Raw genomic sequence first — 22,515 nt, 5'->3', positions numbered from 1 at the left:
GCTCGAGGAATGCTCGAGACGCTCACCGGATTCGTCGTGGTGGGCGTCGCGATCATCGTCGGCTACGTCCTGGCCCGGATCGATCTGCTCGGCGAGCACGCACGTCCGTTGCTGAGCCGCCTGGTGTTCTTCGTGCTCTCGCCGTTCCTGCTCTTCACCGTTCTCGCCCACGCCGATGCGACGATGCTGTTCTCGTCGCTGCTGCCCGTGTCGGCGATCGCGGCGGTGATCGTCATCCTCATCCATACGGTCGTGGCACGATTCGCCTGGCGCCGCTCGGTGGCGGAGACGACGATCGGCGCGCTCTCGGCCGGTCAGGTGAACTCCAACAACATCGGCCTGCCGCTCTCGCTCTACCTGCTGGGAAGCGCGGCGTTCCCCGCGCCGGTGATCCTCCTGCAGCTGCTGGTCTTCACACCGGTGTCGCTCACGATCCTCGACGCCGCGACGGCGGAGCGCACGTCTCTGCGTCGCACGCTGCTGCGCACCGCGACGAATCCGATCATCATCGGCGCCCTGCTCGGCACCCTGGTCTCGGTGACGGGTCTGCAGCTCCCCGAGATGGTGCTCGCCCCCGCACAGCTGATCGCGGATGCCGCGGTGCCGGTGCTCCTCCTCAGCTACGGGATGTCGCTGCACGGCCAGCGTGTCCTCGGCACGCAGGGGCATCGACGCGACGTCGTCGTGGCGAGCATCCTGAAGCTGGTGGTCATGCCGCTGGTCGCGTGGGTCTTCGCGCAGTTCGTCTTCGGTCTCACGGCGCATGAAGTGCTGATCGTGACGGTGCTGGCGGCTCTTCCGACGGCGCAGAACGTGTTCAACTACTCGCAGCGCTACGGCGTCGGCGAGGCGATCTCCCGTGACACCGTCTTCCTGACCACGATCGGATGCCTGCCGGTGCTGCTCCTGATCATGCTGCTCCTCGGCTGACCCGAGTCGCGGTCACTCGATCTGCAGGTAGGAGCCGAACCCGGTTCCGATGACGTACGAGGCTCCGAATCCACCGTTCCCGCTCCCGGGGTAGACCCGCAGGTCGCCATTGGCCATCCGTGCGACGAGGTCCGGGCGTCCGTCGCCGTTGTAATCCACGCCGCCGGTCATGGCCGTGAACCCGGTCCATCCGCGGCCCATGATCTGCCGTGCGGCGAATCCGTTGGGGATACCCGGGTAGAAGTACTGAGTGCCGGCGGCATCGATGGCGATGAGGTCTCCACGCCCGTCGCGGTCGAAGTCGCCGCCGACGAGGTAGACCATCGTGTCCCACTCGGGTCCACCGGGGCGCGTCTGCCCCGACAGCCCGCCCTTTCCGTCGCCGAGATGGATCGTCATGGTGCCGTCCTTCCGGACGGAGATGACGTCGTGCAGTCCGTCGCCGGTGTAGTCGGCCCCGGAGATGACGTGGGCCAACCCGCCCCAGCCGGTCGCGATGTCGCGCTGCGAGGCGAATCCGCCCCCGGTCGCGGGGCTGCCGCCGTAGAACTCCAGCGTGCCATCGTTGCGGACCACGATCAGGTCGGAGTGACCGTCGTTGTTGAGGTCGCCGTGCGCGATCTGGCCTCGGCCCGCCCACCCGGACGTGATCACGACACGCGGCCTGAGCGCTGCGGTGCCGTTCCCGCCGAGGAAGTGCAGATCGCCGTCCGCCGCGACACCGACGAGATCGGCCTTGCCGTCGCGGTTGTAGTCGGCCGTCAGCACCTTGGGGCTGACCGGCGTTCCGAGCCCGGGGAAGTTCATCGGGATGATGTTGCCGCGGGCGACGTTCGCGAGGCACGTGAAGCCGTCGTTGATCGCCGAGTACACGCTGCCGTTGCGCCACACCTCGAAGTGCAGGTGATACGCGTCGGTGGCGCCGGTCTTGCCGACGACGCCGATCTGCTGGCCGCGGCTGACGCGTGTTCCCGGGGCCTGCAGCCCGGGAGCCGCCATGTGCCCGTAGCGGGTGACGTAGCCGCCAGGGTGCTCGATGTCGACGTAGTTGCCGTATCCGCTGTTCGCGGTGCGCGCTTTGATGACGCCGTCGTAGGCGGCCAGGATCGGCGTACCGCCCCCTCCGCCGATGTCGATGCCGTCGTGCTTGCGGTAGTTGCCACGGCATCCGTCGCCGACCTTGGACTGGATGTTCCCGGACGAGGGAACGACCATCTGCCCGTCGATGGCCGCGGATGCCGTCGTCGACATCGTGAGCGCAGGGAAGAAGGATGCGAGGATCACGGCGAGGAGTGCCAGCACACCGACTCGGGCGCGCCGGAGGCGTGACTGTCGGTGCATGTCGCGCTCTCCCGTGGTCGTTCGGCCCCAGCGGACATGATGTCCCCCGCCGTCACGGTATCAGCGCGACACGAATTCGTGGCGGACATCGGCGTGATACTCGCCGAAAACCGCGTACGGTTCATGTATGGGCAGGCTCAGGTACGACGGCACTTCCGATCCGATCACCATCGAGGACGTGACCCTCGCGCATCTCAAGATCATCATCGCGACGAAGCTCCGACGGCAGGAGAGCTTCATGATGACGTGGGTCCCCCGCGACGGGGGAGTGAATCGACGCGCGACCGTCTGGATCCACCCGGCCATCCCCCTGCAGTTCGGCTTCGACGAGGAGGTTCCGCCCGCCGTCGACCCTCAGCGGATCGCCGAACTGATGCAGCACCTGAACGCCAGCGGCGAGCTGGTGCTCGACAACGTCCTGCCGAACTAGCCGAAATACCGGCTCGCTCACCGAGCCGACGCTCACCCGCTACGCTGTGGCCGTGGACCCGACACTCATCCTTCTTGGCATCCTCGTCCTCGTGCTGATCATCGGCGGCCCCTTCATCAAGGGGTGGGCGAACCGCAAGGCCGCAGCCGCCGGAGAGAACGCCGGACGCAAGTTCGCCGCGAAGCAACTGGTGAACGTGCTCGTCGAGTTCGGGACGACGATCGTCATCCACGCTCCCGAGGACGCGGCGCGCGAGATCGTCGCCGAAGCCGCAGGCAAGAAGCCCAAGGACTTCACGGAGCGCGCGGACGGGGGCTTCGGCATCCGCTTCATCGAGCCCGACGACACGATCGTGCGCCTGGTGCCCGACCCCGCGGGCACCCGCGTGCAGATCGAGACGTTCCGCGAGTACATGGGCTTCCCACAGACGGTCTCGTTCTGGCAGGACCTGCGTACGCGCATCTCGACCGCCGCCGCCGCGCGCGGCGTGACGGTGTCGGACGGTCCGCACCTCGAGTACCTCCGCGGCCGCCTGCTCGACCCCAAGAACGCGCGCTGGGCGCTCGACGCCTGATCGTCCGCACGACGGGTGAATTCGCCCCTCCCGCCGGGTGAAACCCGCACACAACTCACGCACGACGCAACTAGGCTGGACTGCGACGGCGACAGCGGCTCGCAGCGGTTGTCGCGGCACCGGCCCTTCACGACCCCTCCCCGGTCCTCGAGACCTGCGCCAGAAAGGCACGAACCATGAGCGAACCGACCGAGTCCGAAGATCGCGGCGGCGACCGCTCCCCCGACTTCTTCGACCAGCTGATCGAGACCGCGCCGCCCGCGAACTCCTCGTCGCAGGGTTCGTCGTCGTCTCCGTCGGCGTTCACGATCGGCTTCCGCGGTTACGACAAGGCCGAGGTCGACTCCGCTCTGTCGACGCTGCGCAACCAGCTGCAGCAGGCGAACGCCGATCTGGCCGACGCCGAGGTGCGTCATGCCGACGCGATCGACGCCCTGAAGTCGGATGAGAGCTCCGCCCGCGAGGAGCTCGAGAGCGAGCTGACGGCCCTCAAGGCGAAGGTCGCCGAGACCGAGCAGCAGGTCGCGACCCTGACCTCCGAGCTCGTCGACGCGCCCGCGCCGGACGGCGAAGAGGCTCCCTCGCGCCAGCAGTTCGAGGCGATCCTGCGCGTGGCCGAGGAGCAGGCGAACGTCCTGATCCAGAACGCCGCCGTGCAGGCCGACCGCCTCATGGCCGCCGCCCGCGAAGAGGTCGCCGGCCAGCGCGCCGAGGCCGAGGCCGACGCCGCCCGCATCATCTCCCAGGCCGAGCGCGACGCCGACCAGGTGCGTCTCAAGATCGACACCGAGTACACGGCGCACGAGGCGCGCATCGAACGCGAGGGCGCTCACGCCACCGAGAAGGTCAACCAGGCGTCGCAGGAGGCCACGGCCATCCGCACCGAGGCCGAGAAGGGCGCTGCCGCGCTGCGCTCCCTCGTCACGCGCGAGACCACGCAGTTGCGCGCCGACGCCGAGCGCGACGTGCGCGAGATGAACGCTCGCGTGCTCGAGTTCGAAGAGACCCTGACCCGCCGCCAGGACGACGCCCAGCAGGAGTTCCTCGTGCTGCACAACCAGGCCGTCGCCCACGCCGAGCGCATCACGAGCGATGCCAACGAACAGGTCTCGGCGTCGCTCGACCACGCCCAGCGCATCTCGGCGAAGGCCGACGACTACGAGCGCCTCATGCGTTCGCAGGCGCAGTCGATCGAGGCGGACGCTCAGGTGCGCGCCCGTGAGACGCTCGACCGTGCCCGCGTGAAGTCGCAGAAGATCGTCGACGCCGTCACCACGCACACCAACACGGTGCTGCGGGATGCCGAGGACCGCACGCGCCAGCTGCGCTGGCAGCAGCAGCAGCTCACGAGCTTCATGGCCGAGGTGCGCGAGCTCATCCGCCCCGACGGCGTCTTCTCCGACGAAGGAGACGCGACGGCGTCGCTCGGCGAGGTCGCGTCGATCGACGACGAGCCGACCGAGGAGTTCCTGGGCGACGAGGTTCTCGACGACGAGGCGATCGACGACGAGCGTCCGCTCGAGAAGATCACGATCGAAGTCGTCGAGAGCGACGACGAGTCGGGTCGCTGACGCCACCCCGACCACGACGAAGGCCCGAGCGGATATCCGCTCGGGCCTTCGTCATCCGTGCTCTACGCGCGCCGCATCTGCGCGGCGGCCGGGCAGTCGAACGGATCGCGAGCGGCGAGCCCGACGCGGTTCAGGTAGGCGATGACGATCCCGTATGAGCGCAGCAGGCTGGTCTCGGTGTACGGAACGCCGTTGGCGTTGCAGTAGTCGCGCACGATGCCGCGCGCGGTCGACAGGTGCAGACACGACATGTTCGGGAAGAGGTGGTGCTCGACCTGGTGGTTGAGACCGCCCATCAGCCACGTCGCCCACCAGCCGCCGTTGACGTTGCGCGAGGTGCGCACCTGCTTCGAGAAGAAGTCGAGCTTGGCGTCGGGGGCGATGACCGGCATGCCCTTGTGGTTCGGGGCGAAGGACGCCCCCATGTATACGCCGAAGACGGCGAGCTGCACGCCCATGAAGGCGAACGCCATGCCCAGCGGGAGCAGGAGGAAGACCGGGACGATCACGAGCGACAGGCGCAGGACGATGAGGCTCAGCTCGGTCCACCGGCCCTTCACCTTCTTCTGCGTCACCAGGTGCTTGAGGCTGATGTAGTGCAGGTTTATGCCCTCGAGCAGGAGCAGCGGGAAGAACAACCAGCCCTGCTTGCGAGTGATCAGGCGCACGAGACCCCGGGACTGCGCGGCGTCCGTTTCGAGGAACGAGATGGTGTCGACCTCGATGTCGGGGTCCTTACCGACCTGGTTCGGGTTGCCGTGGTGGCGGGTGTGCTTCGAATCCCACCAGGCGTAGCTCATGCCGACGGCGCCCGAGGCGAGGAGGCGGGCGAGGCGGAAGTTCGCCGGACCCGAGGCGAGGATCTGGCGATGCGCCGCCTCGTGCGCGAGGAACGCCACCTGCGTGAAGACGATGCCCAGTGCTCCCGCGATCAGGAGCTGGAACCAGCTGTCACCCAGCAGGATGAAGCCCGTCACGCAGCCGGCGAAGGCGAGAACCAGCGCCGCGCCGACGAGCGAGTAGAAGACGGGCGTGCGCTGCAGCAGCCCCATCTCCTTGATCACCTGCTGCACATCACGATAGGCCCGCGTCATCGGGGGGATCTCGGCGTTGCCGGCGTAGGTCTGACGCACGGGTCCGAGGGTGGAGGTGGTCGGGTCGAGCTGAGAGATGGAGATGGTGCTCTCCTGCCGATCGGGAGCCCTGGAGGCATGGAAGCCAAGGGCGGATGCCGTTCGCTGACCTCAGGCTAACCTCGCCCGCATACGCCGGAGGGCATACGAAAGCCCCTCCGGCCGGTGATGCCGGAGGGGCGTGGTCGATCAGGCGCGAGCGCGGCGCGGGCGACGGCGGAAAACCGCGGGAATCGCGAGATTGCGGCGCTTCTTATGGGGTTCGTGTGAGAACTCCAGAGCCTGCTGGGCGTCGTCGAGATCGGCGAAGTTGCCGAGATCAGCACCTCGTGCGTCACGCACCAGGTGGCCGGTGCCGTCGAACTCGACGAAGCCGGCGAATTCGCCGTCGCGCGTCGCGACGTGCACATCGAGGTCGGCCTGCTTCCAGGTCAACGGATCGGTCGGATGGAAAGTTGTCGTACTCATGGTCATGCTCATCATTGCTGTGTGGCGGGCGCACGTCGGCGCTCCGCGATGGAAGATCGTGGGCGGATGCCGCGCGCGTCGATGTGCGTGGTCCGTAATGGCCCCGATCAGTGGCGACGTGGGCGCCGAGAGGGGGCGTGCACACACGTTGCATGGACAGATTAGCAGATTCGCGGGATTCGCGTCAGGCGGCCACTCCGACGACCAGCGATCCGCGGTATCCGGCGGACGCATCCCCCGACAGCGTGGCGAGCTGGGATGCCGCCGAGTCTTCGCCGAACACGTTGTCGCTCGCGAGCGTGATCTGCGAGAGGTTCCGTGCGGATCCGTCGTACCCCGAGGTCGCGTAGACCGCCGCGCACTCCGCCTCCGGCAGCGCGAGCTGGGAGGTCGCGATCGCGTTGCGGGCATCGGTGATCGACGCGACGTCGGGGTACACCTCGAAGTGGATGTGCGGCCAGCGCCCGGCATAACAGCCGGGGAAGATCGAGGTGAACGACACCGTGCCCGCGGCATCCGCCACCTGGACACCCCGCAGGTAGGTGACGTTCTCGAGGCCCGACGAGTACATCGAGTACTCCCCCTGCGCCGTGCAGTGCCAGGCGTAGACGGCGACGCCCTCGGCGGGCGCCCCCGTGGCGACGTCGACGACCTGCAGCTCGAAGACGAGCGGCACTCCCCCGGCGGTCGCACCGCCGTCGATGGAGGAGCGGATGTCCTGCCGGACGATCCCGGAGTCCTCGAGGATGTCCGGACCGTTCGACCCGTCGCCCGGGTAGGGGCCGGCGGTCTCCTCGGGGATCTCCGCGACGTCGGCGGCAACGGCATCCGACGTCGGCGTGGGAGTGGGCGTCGGGCTGGGCGTCGACGTCGCGGTCGGCGACGGAGAAGCGGATGCCGTCACCGACGGCGCGCAGGCGGCGAGCACCACCGCGCCCACACCGAGACCGGCGAGACTCAGCATCCCCCGGCGCGTGACCAGGGTGCGCAGGTCGAAGGCCACACCCTGGTCGACCACCTCTTCGTCCGGACGATCCAGCAGTCGCCCCTCGTAAGCGGGGCCGTCGGGCGTGCGGTCGGGTTCGGGGATCCGGGTCATGATGGCGCTCCTCGTGTGCGGGGTCGGGAGGATCCATGGTCGCCCGGCGATCGATGCGCAGCCCCTGCGTCGGCTATGCGTTCTCGATGACCTGATCCTCCGACACCGGAGGGTGCAGGACGAGGACGATGACGATGATCACCATGATGACGGCGGTGAGCGCCACCGGGATCGGCAGGATCGGGTCGAGGAGCACGAGGACCGCACCGATCGGAACGACCGCGTTGACGACGCGGTCGGCGCTCCGGCGGATCGCGACCCACCACACGCCGAGCAGGAAGACGGCGATCGGAATCGTCACCGTGAAGGAGGCGGCCGTGCTCGACAGCTCGCTCTTGCCGGTGAGCACGTCGAGCTCGACCTCGATGCCGGCCGAGAAGGCGGCCGCGGCGGCGAAGATCAGGTAGTGCGTGTACCCGTAGCGCAGCGAGCTGCCGAACGACCGGACGGCCCGATGGTGCTCGGGCCAGAAGTAGATCCACCACAGCGAGGCCGTCACGACCAGCGTGAGCACGGAGATCGAGATGAAGGGCACGAACGACTCGGCCTCGTGGAGCGCCTCGATGATCGCATTGGCCGATGCCAGCAGGCTCTCACCGAGCACGATCAGCGTGAACAGGCCGTAGCGCTCCGTGATGTGATGCGGATGCCAGGGCGTGTGCCGCTTGTGCTCGGCGAACACCGGGATCGACATCTCCAGCAGCGCGAACACCACGAAGGCCGCCAGTTGGAGAGCCCCCTCCGGCACCAGCAGGAAGAGGATCCAGAGCACCTGCACTGCGGCGATGCCGAAGGCATACCGCCGCGTCGCCTCACGCAACGGACCCGCCGCGCGAGACGCCCGCAACCACTGGGCGACCATCGCGATGCGCATCACGACGTACCCGACGACCACGAGCGTGAAGTGGCCGTGCTCGAAAGCGCTCGGGATGCCGGCGGCGAGAACGAGCACGCCGCTCATCTGCACGATCGTGGTAACGCGGTACAGCCAGTCGTCGGTGTCGAACGCGGTCGCGAACCACGTGAAGTTCATCCACGCCCACCAGATCGCGAAGAAGAGCATGGCGTACGAGATGATCCCGTGCTGCAGATGCCCCTCGCTGAGCGCATGGTGAAGCTGCGCCGAGGCGATGCTCACGGCCACGACGAAGACGAGGTCGAAGAACAGCTCGAGCGAGCTGGCGACCCGGTGCGGCTGGGTGGCGTCACGCGGGATCATGCGGGCGAGACGCAGTCTCGGCGGGGTGGCGTTCGGTGTCACCGCGCCAGAATAGACCCGCCGTCATCGCCGCACGCCGCGACACCGGAAAGTCGTTTCGGATCGTTGCACGGAGAACCTACCGAACGCGACCGCCGTGGGCTATGCTGACGGGAGTCTGCAGTGCTCTCTGTATGCATTCACCGTGTGGGACGGTGGCTGCTCGCCCGTGATGTGGGATCACGGAACGTCGGAGAGACCCGAGGGGTCGGGAATGCAGACGACACCGCGAGCGTGGGGCTGGCGGTCTGGGGAATATCTGGGGAAACAATGGCGCACTGGGGATATTTGCGTACATCACCGGCTCGAGGAGCCTCGGCATGACCTCCGTAGAGGATGCCGTGAGCATCACTCGCGCAGGTTCGGCATTCGTGCCGGTTGCCGCTCCGCGAGCTGTCAAGTCGGTGCCGCGATCGGTGGTCTCGCCGCGCGTCTCCGCAACACTGGAACGCCGCCGTCAGTGGGAGCGGCGATATCGGATGCGGCTGCGGACGACGGATGCGGCTGTCATCCTGCTCGCCGTCGCTCTGACGGCGGCGATCCAGCTCTCCATCGGTCTCACCCTGCTCGAGGTCCTGCGCGCCAGTGCGCCTCTCGCCGTGCTGTGGTTCCTCATGCTCGGGGCGCTCCACACCCGCGATGCCGCACTGTTCCAGGCGAGCGCGACCGAGTACCGCGGCGTCGCGAACGCGAGCGGGCTCGCGTTCGCCCTGGTCGCGATCATCGACGTGCTGCTGGCATGGGAGTCGATGCAGCTGATGCTCGTCGTCGGCCTGCCGGTCGGACTGCTCGCGCTGCTCGTCGCCCGCTGGGGGTGGCGGCACTGGTTGCAGGGCGAACGACGACACGGCCGCTTCGCCTCCCGCACACTCGTCGTCGGCAATCGGGACGACGTGGAGTACGTCATCCGCACGCTGCATCCGATCGGCGCATCCGGATACCAGGTGGTCGGTGCGACGCTGCTCGACGGCAACGCCCGCGACGTCGAGATCGACGACATCCGCTTCCCGGTCCTCGGCAACTCGAATTCCGTGGCGACCGTCGCGACCGAGCTCGGCGCCGACACGATCATCGTCGCGAGCCGCCCGGATCGCGATCCCGACTTCGTCAAGCACCTGAGCTGGCAGCTCGAGGGCACGGCCGCCGAGCTGGTGCTGTCGAGCCGGCTCACCGATGTCGCGGGGCCCCGGATCTCGTTCGCCTCGGTCGAGGGGCTCCCGTTGATCCAGGTGCAGATCCCGACATACGAGGGCGGCAAGCACGTGCTCAAGCGGGCGCTCGACGTCGTCGTCGCCGCGCTCGCGCTGATCCCGATCGGCCTGATCCTGCCGGTGCTCGCCCTCCTCATCAAACTCGACTCCCCCGGTCCGGTGTTCTTCCACCAGGAGCGCGTCGGGCGCGACGGCCAGCGGTTCAAGATGGTAAAGCTCCGTTCGATGGCGACGGATGCCGAGCAGAGACTCGCGGCGCTCAAGCTGCAGAACGAGGGCTCCGGCCTCCTGTTCAAGATGAAGGACGACCCCCGCGTCACGCGCGTCGGGCGCGTGCTCCGCAAGCTCTCGCTCGATGAGCTGCCGCAGTTCTGGAACGTCCTCGTCGGCGACATGAGCGTGGTCGGGCCCCGCCCGCCGCTGCCGACCGAGGTCACCGCATACGACGGCACGGTGTTCCGCCGTCTGTACATCAAGCCCGGCATCACGGGCCTGTGGCAGATCTCGGGTCGCAGCGACCTGTCGTGGGACGAGAGCGTGCGTCTCGATCTGCGCTATGTCGAGAACTGGTCGGTCATGAACGACCTGCAGATCATGTGGCGCACGGCGAAGGTCATGGTGCAGCCGAGCGGGGCATACTGAACGCATGAGCTCCGCCGCGCCCGACGAGGGCCCTGCCGTCCTTGTCGCCGTGACGACGTTCCGGCGCACCGAGCTGCTCCCGCCCCTGGTCTCGGCGATCCGTGGCGCCGCCGGAGATACCGGCCCGCGGATGCGGATCGCGCTCATCGACAACGACCCCGACCGTTCGGCATCCGCGATCGCCACCGACCTCGGTGTCGACTACGTCTCGGAGCCCACTCCCGGGATCGCCGCGGCCCGTCAGGCAGCTCTCGACGCCGCCCGTACCGGTGAGCTCGTCGCGATGGTCGACGACGACGTCGTTCCGCAGCCCGGATGGCTCGACGCGCTCCTGCGCGTGTGGGCGGCGGAGCGACCCGCGGTGGTGATGGGGTACGTCGAGTACGTGTGGCCCGACGGGACCGATCCGTGGATCGTCGCCGGCGGATTCATGCGCCGACGACGACGCACCACCGGGCAGCACCTCGATGCCCTCGCCACCGGCAACGTGCTGGTCGATGCCGCGCAGGTGAAGCGCATCGGCGTCTCGTTCGACTCGAGTCTCGGCCTGGCCGGCGGCGAGGACATGCTGTTCGGGCGGGCTGTCCTCGCGGCGGGTGGATCGATCGTCGCCTCCGCGGACTCCGTCGTTCGCGACGAGGTGCCCGCGGCCCGGACGACGCGGGAGTTCGTTCGTCGCCGGACCATCTCGCAGGGGCAGATGCGCACTCGCCTGCTCACCCGCACCTCGTCGACACCGCGACGGATTCTTCTGCGCGGCGCACACCTGCTCGGCGGCGTCGCTCGCCTGATCGTGTTCTCGGCGCGCGGCGCCATCGCGCGACTTCGAGGAGACGTCGCGAACCATGCCGTGCTGACACGTCGCACCTGGTTCGCGCAGGGGCGCATCCTCGGCGCCGTCGGGCATGTGACGCCTGAGTACGCGAGACCCCCGAAACCCGGCGCTCCCTCGGCGGTGTAGCAGGCGGCACCGACCGCCGCCACTCGCGCGGTCGTGCACAGCCGCGCGCAACGAAAAGGCCCGACATCGCGAAGATGTCGGGCCTTCAGCGACGGGAGCGTATCGGGCACTCCCGGATCGCCCGGATGCGGGAAGGAGGAGGGCCGCCTGGGCCTGCCCCTCCCCGCACCGTGCTTACTGCGGGACCACCACGGCGATGCGGTCGAACGACAGCTTGGTCGCCGGGTTGGTGGACGCCGAGCTGATCGACGTCTTGATCCCGACACCACCGGCCGCCTGCAGAGCCGCCGTGGTGTCGGTGCCCTGCAGCTGCCAGGTGGTGGGCTCGGGCTGCCCCTCGACCCAGACCTTCGCGGCGATCGTCGTCGGGCTCGTGCCCGTGACCGACAGCTTGGTGTGCAGTACCTGTCCCGGCGTGTAGGCGGTCGGCAGCACGTAGCTGTTCCCGATCGCGGTCTCGTCGCGCAGGATGTAGAGGCGGATGACCCCGGCCGGCTCGAACCGCACGCGGGCCGAGTAGTTCGACGTTCCGACCGTGCGTCCCAGTACCGTCACGCTCGCCGTGCCGCCGGTCGAGGCGACGTCGGACGAGAACAGCGTGTCGATCACGACGTTCGTCGCCGAGACGCCCAGCCGGGCCTCACGGGTCTGCGACGGCGCCAGCGTCACCGTGCCCTGACCACCGGCGACCGCGAAGGCGGCGTTGCCACCCGAGGTCGCCCAGGCGCCGCCGAGATCCGACGTCCCCCACCCGCCAGTGAGCGTGCGGTTGAACTCGTCGGTCGCGAGCGGGGTCGGTCCCGCCGGAGGGTCGACGGGCGGTGCGGTCACGGTCACGGGAGCCGTGACCGTGTGCGTCGCTCCGTCGTCATCGGTCACGGTGAGCGTCACCGTGTAGGTGCCGGCCGTGGCATAGGGGTGCGAGGCAGTGACCCCGGTTCCCGTCGCTCCGTCTCCGAAGTTCCAGGCGTACCCGGTGATCGTGCCGTCGGAGTCGCTCGAGCCGTTCGCGTCGACGTTGGCGGTGAGGCCCGTCGTCGACGAGACGAACGCGGCGACCGGCGCCTGGTTCGGCGGGGCGACGACCGCACCCGAGACCACCTTGTAGTCGTCGACGCTGATCACGGTCGACACCGTCGAGACGGAGCTGACGGCCATCTTCAGACCGACCGATCCCGCCTGCTGCATCGCGGCCGTGGTGTCGGTCGCCTGGAGTTGCGGCGTGGTCGGCTCGGTCGTTCCCGTGCGCCAGACCTTGAGCGACAGGTTCGTGGGCGAAGTTCCCCGCACCGACAGCACGGCCGACAGGCTCTCACCCGCGACGTAGTTGCCGGGAAGCACCACGCTGTTGCCGATCGCCGTCTCGTTGCGCAGCAGGTAGAGGCGGATCACTCCGGTCGACTCGACCTTGATGCGGCCGGAGTAGACGTCGCTCCCGACCTGACGGCCGTTGACCGTGAGGTTGAACGCGCCACCCGACGTCGCGTTGCTCGACGAGAGCGTGAGCGAGGTGATGGTGTTCGTCGTGCTGACACCGGCGAGGCGGGCCTCGCGCGTCTGTCCGATTCCCAGGGCAATCTTGCCCACACCGTCCGCGACCGTGAAGGCTGCAGCACCGCCGGTGGTCGTCCAGGCTCCGCCGACGTCGGCGCTGCCCCACGAGGCGCTGGCCGAGCGTGCGAAGGCGTCGCGGGCGATCACGTCTTCGGTCGAGGCCGGAGCCACGGCGACCGACGAGGTCGCCTGGTGCGTCGCACCGCGGTTGTCGGTGACCGTCAGAGTCACGGTGTAGGTGCCGGCGGTCGTGTAGGTGTGGCTGGCCGACGGTCCCGTCGCGGTCGCGCCGTCACCGAAGTTCCAGGCGTATCCCGTGATCGTGCCATCGGCGTCGGTCGACCCGCTGCCGTCGGCCGAGACCGTCATGCCGTCGGCGCCGCGCACGACGTTGGCCACGGCCTTCGGCGGCACGTTCGCCGCCTCGACCACGATCTCCTGCGTGCTCGTCGCCGAGCCGCCGCGATCGTCGGTGACCGTGAGCGAGACCGAGTACGTGCCGCTCGCGTCGTAGGTGTGCGCCGCCGTCGCGCCGGTCGCGGATGCTCCGTCACCGAAGTTCCACGAGTAGCTCGCGATCGTGCCGTCCGGGTCGGCGCTGGCCGATCCGTCGACCGACAGTGCGAGGAACTCGGCACTCGCCGTGAACGTCGAAGTGGGCAGCACGTTCGGGTTGCGCACGACCACGTCGTGGCTCACCGACGAGGTCAGCGACCCGCTGTCGCGCACCGTCAGGGTGACCGTGTACGTGCCGGGCGTCGCGTAGACGTGCGTCGGTGCGACCCCGGTACCGGTCTCGCCGTCGCCGAAGTTCCAGCTGTAGTCGGCGATCGGCCCCTCGGCATCGCTCGAGGTCGAGGCGTCGAAGGCCACCGACAGGTCGGTCGGCGTGGTCGTGAACTGTGCGACCGGGAGCTCGTTGCCCTGGCCGGTCTTGCCGAGCTGGTAGTGCTGGAGCACCTGGCTGCCGGTCAGCGGGGTGGAGTAGATCGCCACCTCATCGACCGAACCCACCCAGAAGGGGTTGCCCTCCCAGGTCGTGTCGCCACCGACCCGCCAGTACCCGGCGTAGTCCTCGGCGTTCGCGAGGTTGTTCGACGCCACCAGTTGACCGTCGACGTAGAGCTGCATGCCACTGGGCGACTGCTGCGCCACGACGTGGTGCCACTGGTTGTCGCGGTAGGTGCTCGGCGCGGTGAGGATCTGCTCCCCGCCGTTGTACGTGCCGAACTTCAGCCGCCCCACCGTGTCCATGTAGATGTGACGGTCGTAGTTGGAGCTGGCGTTGGCGTTGTTCGTGTTGCTGTTGCCGAAGCCGACGATCTTGCCGCCGCCGGTCGTGGTCGTCTTGAACCACGTCTCGATGGAGTAGACGTCGGATGCCGCGTACTGGCGATCGCTCGTCACGGTCTGCCGGTTGTTCCACGTCGTGCCGCTGCGCGACGACGTGAACCGGATCGACTTGTTCGTCACGCCCGCGAGGGCTCCGGTCTCACCGCGCTGGATCGACGCGCTGCCGTTGGTGCGGTACGTGCCGGTGCTGCCGTCGCGACCGGAGTCGGCTGCCACGGTGCCCGTGGTCTCGCCCAGACGCCAATAGAGAGTCGGGTCGAGGTCGTAGACCGCCTTGCCGTAGGCATCTGCGGGCGCCGCCGGCAGTGCCGACGTGCGTCCGGAGGCGACCCAGTGGGCGTCGACGACATCGCGGGTGATCGCGGTGTTGTAGACCGCCACGTCGGCGATGCGGCCGTTCAGGTACCCGGAGTTGCCGGCCGAGGGCCAGCTGCCGAGCGAGTCCCCTCCGATGCGCCAGTAGCCGGAGTAGCTCTGGCCCGTCGTGGTGTCGGAACGCGATCCGACACGCTTGCCGTCGAGGTAGAGCACCATGCCGGCCGAGCTCATCGTGCCGACCACGTGGTGCCACTGACCGTCGTTGAAGCCGGCGCTGCTCGTGACGGCCCGGGTCGTGCCCGGGTAGACGCCGAACGAGACCTGACCGGTGTTGTTGATGTAGATGTGACGGTCGTAGCTGCCGGAGTTACCGGTGGCGTTGTTGCCGAAGCCGACGATCTTTCCACCGCTCGTGCTGGTGGTCTGGAACCAGGCCTCCACCGAGAACGTGTTGGGTCCGACCTCTGACACCGACGACGCTCCCGTGCCGTTGGAGCCGTTGAACGCCGTCGACGACGATGCGCCGCCGACGAACTGGCCGGCCTGGCCGCGGGTCGTGCCACCGGCGAGGGTGACGTCGTTGCCCGCCATCCAGTCGATCGCCGAGGTGCCGGACGCCTCGTTCAGCGGCCAGTAGTACTTCGGCTGCGAGTCGAGGACCGCCGTGTTGTACGCGTTCTCCGTTCCGGTCGCGGCCACGGTCGCCGAGGTCCAGTCGGACGTCGTCGAGTTGCCGTTCGGGTCGGTGACCTTCACGCGGTACTGATACGTCTGGCCCGCGGTGACCGCGTTGTCGGAGTACGTCAGGCGCGGACGCACCCAGTAGGTCGACTCCGCCGTGGTCGTGTAGATCGGCTGCGCGAGGTCGCGACGGAAGACCTCGTAGGTCAGCTTCGCGTTGTCGGCGTCGTAATTGGCCGACCACGCGACGCGCACCTGACCGGCGCGAAACGACTGCGTGCTGATCGGGTAGGCGCCGCCCTTGATGGTGGGGCCGACCTTGTTCGGAGCGGTCGACGGCTTGGCGAAGCGCACGAGGCCTTGCTGGGCGACGCCCCCGACGGCCGTGAACTCCCCGCCGTAGATCAGGTACTCGCCGGAGCCCGTGACGGTCCATCCCGCCTGGTCCATGCCGGAGACGGAGCCCGGCTGCCACGTCGGGTACCAGTGCAGCAGACGACCGGCAGGGTTGCCGGTGAAGCTGCGGTAGCCGTAGGGGTCGGGCGTGATGGTGCGGTTCGACGGGTTCTTGTCGAACGCGAGCGAGTGGTTGAAGTTCCACGGGTCGAGCTGCGGGAACTCTCCGATGTTGCCGCAGTAGTGCGTGTGGGATGCCGTGTAGAGCACGCCCCCGGTCGGGAAGATCGAGTACGTGTCGCCGTGGCAGTCCTCCATCCACGCCATCGATCCGTCGCTCCAGTTCGCGCGGAACGCGCCTTCGAAATCGTCCTCGGTCTTGGAACCGCCGAAGTCGTACCCACTGCCGTAGACGCTGTCGCCGTCGGAGGCGAGCGCGTAGATCGACGCTCCCGTGCCGGCGTTGCGGATCACGCTGTTGATCGCCCATGGCAGGCTCTGACCGGTGACCGCGTCGAGGGCGGCCATGCCGCGCCCGGGGTTGGTCGATCCGTTGGTCGAGGTGAAGGAGCCGCCGATGACGACCTTCGACTTGTCGGGCGACACCACCACGGCGCGCACGCCGTAGCCGCCCGCGAGCTGCGGGTTGAAGTCGAGCACGGCACCGGTCGACGCGCTCAGCGCGGCGACACCGGTGCGGGCGACGTTGTTGATGTTCGAGAACTCTCCGGTGACGTAGACGGTCGTGTCGGTGGCGACGATGCCCTGCACGATCGTGTTCGTCCCGGGGGTCCAGGTCGAGATGAGCTGACCGGTCGCGGTGTTGAACGCGGCGAGACGGTAGCGGTTCTGCCCGTTGACGGCCGTGAATCCGCCGCCGATGTAGAGGCGGGAGCCGTCGGGCGAGACGGCGGCCGCGAGAATGCGCCCGTTGACCGTCGGGTTGAACGACGTGTCGAGCACGCCGGTCGCGAGGTCGTAGGCCAGGATGTTCGACCGCGCGGTCTCGTTCGTGCCGGCGGCGGCGCCGGCCGGGCGCGCACTTGTGAACTGGCCACCCGCATAGACCTTGTTGCCGGCGACGGCCTGTGCCCACACGATGCCGTTGATCTGCACGGTCGGCAGCGGATCGGCGCTCATGGTCACGGGCAGTGCCGGATCGGTCGGAACCGTGTCGGCCTGCGCGGCGGGAGCCGTCAGCGTGGCACCGAGCATCGCGGTCACCAGAACGGCGACGACCCCCAGTGCGATACGACGGAATGGACGTGAATTCGAATCGTGATCGTTTTCGATCGCGTCGAGTCGACTGACTCGCATAGCGCCTCCCCAGGCGGCTGCCGAGTGATCGGCAAAAGAAGTGGATTCCCCCGCGTCCCCCATAGACGCATCCGCGGTAACGATAGCGCACAACTGCGCCGGATACCAGAAGAAGTTTCTCGACGGTTCCGCGACACCCCGGATCGGGCGTCTCAGAGCCGAAAGATCACCCTGACGTCAGGCCAGGATCTGCGCGAGGTGGGCGCACATCTCGCGGGTCGTGAACCGCTCCTCCACCTCGCGGCGCCCCGCCTGCCCCATCTCCGCCGCGCGCTGCGGATCGTCGATCAGGCCGATCAACCGCTCCGCCAATGCTTCGTCGTCGCCGAGCGGAACGAGATGCCCGGTGCGCCCCTCGTCCACGTACTGCGACATTCCGGGGGTGTCGGTGTTCACGACCGGCCGACCGGTCGCGAGGGCCTCGAGCGTCACCGTCATGCCCGAGACATGGAGATTGGGCCGGGTCGCGGTGGCGATGACGGATGCCGTCGCGTAGAGCTCGTGCAGCTCCCCGTGGTTCATCCGCTGCACGACCTCGACGCCCGCCGGAGCATCCGTCTGCGACGCCGACGACTGCACGATGAGTTCGACGTCCGGGCGCTGCTCGTGCACGCGCGCCAGCGCCCGGAACAGCGTCTGCGGATCCCGGTCGCGATCGTTGCCGATGCTCACGATGCGCGGGCGCTCGGGGTACGGCCGCGCCGAGAAGAAATCGGCGTCGACGCCGAACGGAACCGCGACGATCCGCGGTCCCGCACTGCCGAAGAGAGCGCGGAGCGGCTCGATTTGCGCCTCGCTGAGCACCCACAGCGTCTCGGCCCCGCGGAGCACCTCGATCAGGCGCCCGGTGTCTGCCCCGCGATCGACCATGTCGGTCAGCCAGATCACTCCCGAGGCGAACCGCTCGTAGGGGCTCGCGACCTGCAGGCGGAACGCCGCGTTCTCGTCCCAGGTGAACGCGGTCTGGGCGCGCGGCCGCGGCCCCATCCCCACGCGCGACCGCAGTCGCGAGAGGCGCCCGGGGGCCGGAAGATCGAGCACCGCTACCGGAGCGTACTCGCACAGCCCGTCGAGTCCGTAGGGCCAGACGCTCGGCACCTCGCCGGCGGAGTGCCGACGCTCCCAGCGCGTCACGGACTGCTCGGCGGGGAATCCCCAGATCAGCGGGCGACGTTCGTGCGGCGGCATGGACACCGCCCCAGGATAGCCCGCGGCCTTCCGGCGTTGTCCGCCGCCTCGGGCATACTGATGCGATGCAGACCGCCTCCGCTTCGTCGTCGACGTCCCTGCGCATCGCCCTCATCGGCACGCGCGGCATCCCCGCCGCCTACGGCGGATTCGAGACCGCCGTCGAAGAGGTCGGGCGACGCCTCGTCGAGCGCGGGCATCGGGTGCTGGTCTACGGGCGCGACGCCGGCACCGCGGGAGACGTGCACCTCGGGATGCGCCGGGTCACCCTCCCAGCGGTCCGCCAGAAGGCGCTCGAGACCCTCAGCCACACCGCGCTCTCGACCGTGCACGCCGTCACGAAGGCACGACCGGATGCCGCGTTCGTGTTCAACGCCGCGAACTCGCCCTTCCTCCCGCTGCTGCGCGCCCGCCGCATCCCCGTCGCCCTGCACATGGACGGTCTGGAGTGGCGCCGCTCGAAGTGGGGTCCGCGCGGCAAGGCGTACTACCGCGCCGCCGAGTCCTTCGGCGTGCGGCAGGCCGATGCGATCATCGCCGATGCACCCGGCATCGCCGACTACTACGACCACCAGTTCGGCGTCGCGAGCGAGTTGATCCGCTATGGCGCACCGCTGCTCGACGAGGCGCCGTCCGCCGGCATCCGCGAGCTCGGTCTCGAGCCCGGCGGCTACCACCTCGTGGTCGCCCGGTTCGAACCCGAGAACCACATACGCGAGATCGTCGAGGGCTACGCGATGTCACACGCCGCGAAACCGCTCGTCGTCGTCGGCTCCGCACCCTACGCGGCGGAGTACACCGCAGCGATCGACCGGATCGCAGCCTCCGACCCGCGCATTCGTCTGCTCGGCGCGGTCTACGACCAGGAGTTGCTCGACGCGCTGTACCACCACGCCTCGACCTACCTGCACGGCCACTCGGTCGGCGGTACGAACCCCTCGCTGCTGCGCGCCATGGGCGCCGGCACCGCGGTCATCGCGTTCGACGTGGTCTTCAACCGCGAGGTGCTCGACGAGCAGGGCTGGTACTTCCGCACGCCGGGCGACGTTGCCACGGCGGTCGACGCCGCCGAGGCGGATGCCGCAGCCGTCGCCGCGGCATCCGCCTCCGCCCGTCGGCGCGCGTCCGACGCATTCTCGTGGGACGATGTCGCCGCGACCTACGAAGACCTCGCGCTGCGGCTCGCGGCGGGCGAGAGCATCCACCTCTCCGCACGCCGCGCGCACCGCGCGGCGACGGAGTGGCCCGACTGATCGCCGGGGTCAGACCGGGTCGACGGCGGCCTCGACCTCGTCGTCGGGCTCGCTCTTCAGCAGTCGCTCCCGATGCCGGTGGATGTAGATCGCATACGGGATCACCTGGCAGACGATGAGCGCGAAGCTCACTCCGAGCAGCGGACCGACGATGCCGACCACCGGAGTCAGCACGATCGAGAGCACGATGCTCACCGCGGCCATCGCGAGGGTCGGGATGACCTGGAAGCGGATGCCGGGCTTGTCCATGATGAACATCCCGAGCGGGTACACGGCGGCGGTGAGCATGATCATCGCGCCGAACGCGAGGATCGTCGAGGTGCGCACGTCGAGCTCGCCCTGCGTGATGAACTCGAACAGCCACGGCGCGATGAGCCAGACGAACGCGGTGGCGGCGGCGACCGCTCCAGCGAAGAGCAGGGAGAGCAGGTACGGTCCGCGCTTCAGTTCGCCCTTGTGCCGCAGGCGGGCGAACTGCGGCCACAGTGCGACGCCGGCGGCCATCACCAGACCGTTGAGCGCGAAGAACACCTGCCCCGTCACGCCGTACTCGGCGACGTCGGTGGGCGTGCCGAACTGGGCCAGGACGTAGCGCTGCGACCCGACGGCGATCGGGTAGGTGACCATCTGCGCGAGCATCGGCCAGCCGACGTCCATGACCCGCACCCCCGGGATGCTGCGCCACCGGAACAGCATCCGCACGGCATCCGGGATCAGCGGCCTGGTCGACCGCGTCACGAGCAGGAGGCCGATGATCGCCGAGAGCAACGAGGCACCGTACGAGGCGATCGCGAGATACGAGTCGGCCTCGCGCCCGCCGAGATGCAGCATCAGCCACACGCCGCCGAGGGTGACCGGCGAGATCAGCCCTTGCACCAGGATCACCAGATGGTTGCGGCGCTGACCGAGCAGGATGCGGAACCACACGCCCAGGGTGATCGACAGGCTGAACAGGGTGATGCACAGGAAGGCGGCGAGCGCCGCCCCCGGGATCGCCCCCGCGTCACCGAACAGGGCGCGCCATCCGCCCGTGACGAGCAACACGGTGTTGATGAGCATGAGGCCGGTCGCGAACATCAGCAGGATGCGTCCTACCGAGGTGACCTGCAGCCGGAGCTTGCGGTCGGTACGGACGTCATCGCTCGTCGCGACGGCGTTCACGAGCACCGCGCCGCTGCCGAGATCGGTGAACGTGAGCAGTGACGGGATCGTGATGAGCAGCGAGTACAGGGCGTAATGCTGGATGTCGGTCTCGCCGAGGATCATGCGGGTCGTGATGACTCCGCAGACCAGCGAGACGACCATCGTCAGCGCGCGGGCGCCGAGGGCCAGGAGCGAGTTCATGGTCAGCGCGTGGCGCGAGCCGCGAGACGCGGACGGACGCCGCGACGCGGCTCATCCGTGTAGTACGGGCTCTTGGCCGCACCGCGCACGCCGTTGAGCACGATTCCGAGCACCGGCGTCCTGGTCGACTCGAGGGAGCCGAGGGCGCGCGTGAGATCGGCGGCCTTGGTGCGATTCGAGCGCACGACGAACAGGGTGCCGTCGGCCATCGTCGACAGCCACAGCGCGTCGCTGACCGACAGCACCGGCGCGGTGTCGATGATGACGTAGTCGTAGGTGTCGCGCGCCTCGTCGACGATACGGTGCAGGCCGCCGCTCGACAGGAGCTGCCCGGGGTTCGGCGGCTGCGCTCCGGCGGTGAGGATGTCGAGACCGGGGCGCCCCCACTGCTGCACGGCATCGGCGAGCTCGACGTCGCCGATCAGCACGGTCGTGAGTCCGACCGAGCCCTCGAGCTGCGTGTAGCGGGCGGTGCTCGGGCGACGCAGATCGGCCTCGATGAAGAGTACCGAGCGTCCGCCCTCGGCGAGGGTCAGGGCGAGTCCGAGGCTCACCGAGGACTTCCCTTCCTGGGCCGAACACGAGGTGACGAGGATCACCCGACGGTTCTTGTCGACATCGACGAACTTGAGGCTCGCGGCGACCTGCCGCATCGCCTCGGCGACACGGCTGTCGGGCTGCGAGCGGATGATGCGGGCGATCGTGTGCGCGTCGGATGCTTCGGGGATCTCGCCGAGGAGGGCGACCTCGGTCGCGTCGCTCAGCGTGCGCGCGGTCGTGATGCGGGTGGCGAGGAGGCGTCGGAGCAACGCGAAGACGACGCCGAGCGCGAATCCTGCGGCGGCTCCGACCATGACGTTCAGGCGGGTGTTCGGCGAGACCGGCACCGTCGGGGTGCGTGCGGCGGAGATCGTGTCGACGCGCACGGCGGGCTCGCCGTCGGCACTCACCGGTGAGACGCCCGCGACGGCCGTCGCGAGCTCCTGGGCGATCGCGTTGGCGGTCTCGGCAGCGCTCTCGCCACTGGCATCCGTCACCCCGATCTCGATGACGACCGTGTTCAGAGGCACGTTGACGTCGACCCGGCGCGCCAGACGGTTGGCGGTCTCGTCGAGGCCGAGGTCGTCGATGACCGGGTCGAGCACCGTCGGCGACTTCACGAGGAGCGTGTAGGTCTGCACGAGGCTCTGCACGTAATTGGAACCCTGGACCAACTCACTGGTGTTCTCGCCGCGGGTCGGAATGACGATCACCTGGGACTCGGCCCGGTACTCGGGGTCGATGAACTGCGAGTATCCGTACGCCGAACCCGCGCCGAGCACCGCCAGCACGACGATCACGATCCAGTGGCTCTTCAGCGACTGGAAATAGTCCTGCAGTGTCATGTGTCCCCGTATCCCCTCGGCACCCCGGCGTGCCTCAGTGTCTCGCACGGTGCCTTCCCCGCGACCATTATCACCTATGTTGGAGGATCGGACCGCAGTGATCTCTGC

At 68.7% G+C, this 22,515-nt stretch carries 16 protein-coding genes; 7 read left to right on the top strand and 9 right to left on the bottom strand.

Translation table 11 applies throughout. The features are described 5' to 3' along the window. Positions 1 to 9: 9 nt before the first annotated feature. Entirely contained in the window at positions 10 to 930 is a 921-nt protein-coding gene (locus tag ACFY9N_RS02585; RefSeq protein WP_391476708.1) for an AEC family transporter, read from the top strand. A 12-nt stretch (positions 931 to 942) separates the two neighbouring features. Here the strand turns inward: ACFY9N_RS02585 and ACFY9N_RS02580 are convergent, their stop codons facing one another. Next, the gene (locus ACFY9N_RS02580; protein WP_391476707.1) at positions 943 to 2,271 is read right to left on the bottom strand and encodes a peptidoglycan DD-metalloendopeptidase family protein; all 1,329 of its coding nucleotides are present in this window, start codon (positions 2,269 to 2,271) and stop codon (positions 943 to 945) included. 127 nt (positions 2,272 to 2,398) lie between these two features. On the opposite strand from ACFY9N_RS02580, the gene ACFY9N_RS02575 reads away from it, so the two are divergent. The 3 genes from ACFY9N_RS02575 (at position 2,399) to ACFY9N_RS02565 (ending at position 4,846) form a co-directional block, all read left to right on the top strand. Next, complete coding sequence (locus ACFY9N_RS02575) at positions 2,399 to 2,701, top strand: hypothetical protein (protein WP_391476706.1); 303 nt, start codon at positions 2,399 to 2,401, stop codon at positions 2,699 to 2,701. Between the two features lie 52 nt (positions 2,702 to 2,753). Then, complete coding sequence (locus ACFY9N_RS02570; protein WP_391476705.1) at positions 2,754 to 3,275, top strand: hypothetical protein; 522 nt, start codon at positions 2,754 to 2,756, stop codon at positions 3,273 to 3,275. A 176-nt stretch (positions 3,276 to 3,451) separates the two neighbouring features. Beyond that, positions 3,452 to 4,846, top strand: coding sequence for a cell division initiation protein (locus ACFY9N_RS02565; RefSeq protein WP_391476704.1), 1,395 nt, complete (start codon positions 3,452 to 3,454; stop codon positions 4,844 to 4,846). A gap of 62 nt (positions 4,847 to 4,908) precedes the next feature. Here ACFY9N_RS02565 and ACFY9N_RS02560 read toward each other — a convergent pair whose 3' ends face one another. The 4 genes from ACFY9N_RS02560 to ACFY9N_RS02545 form a co-directional block, all read right to left on the bottom strand. Next, entirely contained in the window at positions 4,909 to 5,940 is a 1,032-nt protein-coding gene (locus ACFY9N_RS02560; RefSeq protein ID WP_391478441.1) for a fatty acid desaturase family protein, read from the bottom strand. A 228-nt stretch (positions 5,941 to 6,168) separates the two neighbouring features. Beyond that, positions 6,169 to 6,447, bottom strand: coding sequence for a hypothetical protein (locus tag ACFY9N_RS02555; protein WP_391476703.1), 279 nt, complete (start codon positions 6,445 to 6,447; stop codon positions 6,169 to 6,171). Positions 6,448 to 6,631: 184 nt separating this feature from the next. Further along, a complete protein-coding gene (locus tag ACFY9N_RS02550) occupies positions 6,632 to 7,546 on the bottom strand; it encodes an intradiol ring-cleavage dioxygenase (protein ID WP_391476702.1) in 915 nt (304 codons plus the stop codon). A 73-nt stretch (positions 7,547 to 7,619) separates the two neighbouring features. Beyond that, positions 7,620 to 8,765: a low temperature requirement protein A gene (locus tag ACFY9N_RS02545; protein WP_391478440.1), complete on the bottom strand. Its 1,146-nt coding sequence runs from the start codon at positions 8,763 to 8,765 to the stop codon at positions 7,620 to 7,622. A 359-nt stretch (positions 8,766 to 9,124) separates the two neighbouring features. Here ACFY9N_RS02545 and ACFY9N_RS02540 point away from each other — a divergent pair, with 359 nt between their 5' ends. Both ACFY9N_RS02540 and ACFY9N_RS02535 read left to right on the top strand, forming a co-directional pair. Further along, positions 9,125 to 10,657, top strand: coding sequence for a sugar transferase (locus ACFY9N_RS02540; protein WP_391476701.1), 1,533 nt, complete (start codon positions 9,125 to 9,127; stop codon positions 10,655 to 10,657). 4 nt (positions 10,658 to 10,661) lie between these two features. After that, complete coding sequence (locus ACFY9N_RS02535) at positions 10,662 to 11,618, top strand: glycosyltransferase family 2 protein (RefSeq protein WP_391476700.1); 957 nt, start codon at positions 10,662 to 10,664, stop codon at positions 11,616 to 11,618. 174 nt (positions 11,619 to 11,792) lie between these two features. Here ACFY9N_RS02535 and ACFY9N_RS02530 read toward each other — a convergent pair whose 3' ends face one another. Continuing rightward, entirely contained in the window at positions 11,793 to 17,135 is a 5,343-nt protein-coding gene (locus ACFY9N_RS02530; protein ID WP_391478439.1) for a PKD domain-containing protein, read from the bottom strand. A 279-nt stretch (positions 17,136 to 17,414) separates the two neighbouring features. Continuing rightward, the gene (locus ACFY9N_RS02525) at positions 17,415 to 18,425 is read right to left on the bottom strand and encodes a glycosyltransferase family 4 protein (protein ID WP_391478438.1); all 1,011 of its coding nucleotides are present in this window, start codon (positions 18,423 to 18,425) and stop codon (positions 17,415 to 17,417) included. 65 nt (positions 18,426 to 18,490) lie between these two features. Here ACFY9N_RS02525 and ACFY9N_RS02520 point away from each other — a divergent pair, with 65 nt between their 5' ends. Continuing rightward, the gene (locus ACFY9N_RS02520; RefSeq protein WP_391476699.1) at positions 18,491 to 19,678 is read left to right on the top strand and encodes a DUF1972 domain-containing protein; all 1,188 of its coding nucleotides are present in this window, start codon (positions 18,491 to 18,493) and stop codon (positions 19,676 to 19,678) included. A gap of 9 nt (positions 19,679 to 19,687) precedes the next feature. Here ACFY9N_RS02520 and ACFY9N_RS02515 read toward each other — a convergent pair whose 3' ends face one another. After that, complete coding sequence (locus ACFY9N_RS02515) at positions 19,688 to 21,022, bottom strand: hypothetical protein (protein WP_391476698.1); 1,335 nt, start codon at positions 21,020 to 21,022, stop codon at positions 19,688 to 19,690. Positions 21,023 to 21,024: 2 nt separating this feature from the next. Next, positions 21,025 to 22,407 carry a polysaccharide biosynthesis tyrosine autokinase gene (locus ACFY9N_RS02510; protein ID WP_391476697.1) on the bottom strand — a complete coding sequence of 461 codons (1,383 nt, stop codon included), beginning with the start codon at positions 22,405 to 22,407 and terminating at the stop codon, positions 21,025 to 21,027. Positions 22,408 to 22,515: the final 108 nt, after the last annotated feature.

Source organism: Microbacterium sp. NPDC008134 (assembly GCF_042957055.1).
In the GTDB taxonomy this organism is placed as follows: domain Bacteria; phylum Actinomycetota; class Actinomycetes; order Actinomycetales; family Microbacteriaceae; genus Microbacterium.
Note: the sequence above shows the minus strand (reverse complement) of the source record. Positions and strands in the feature narration are given on the sequence as shown.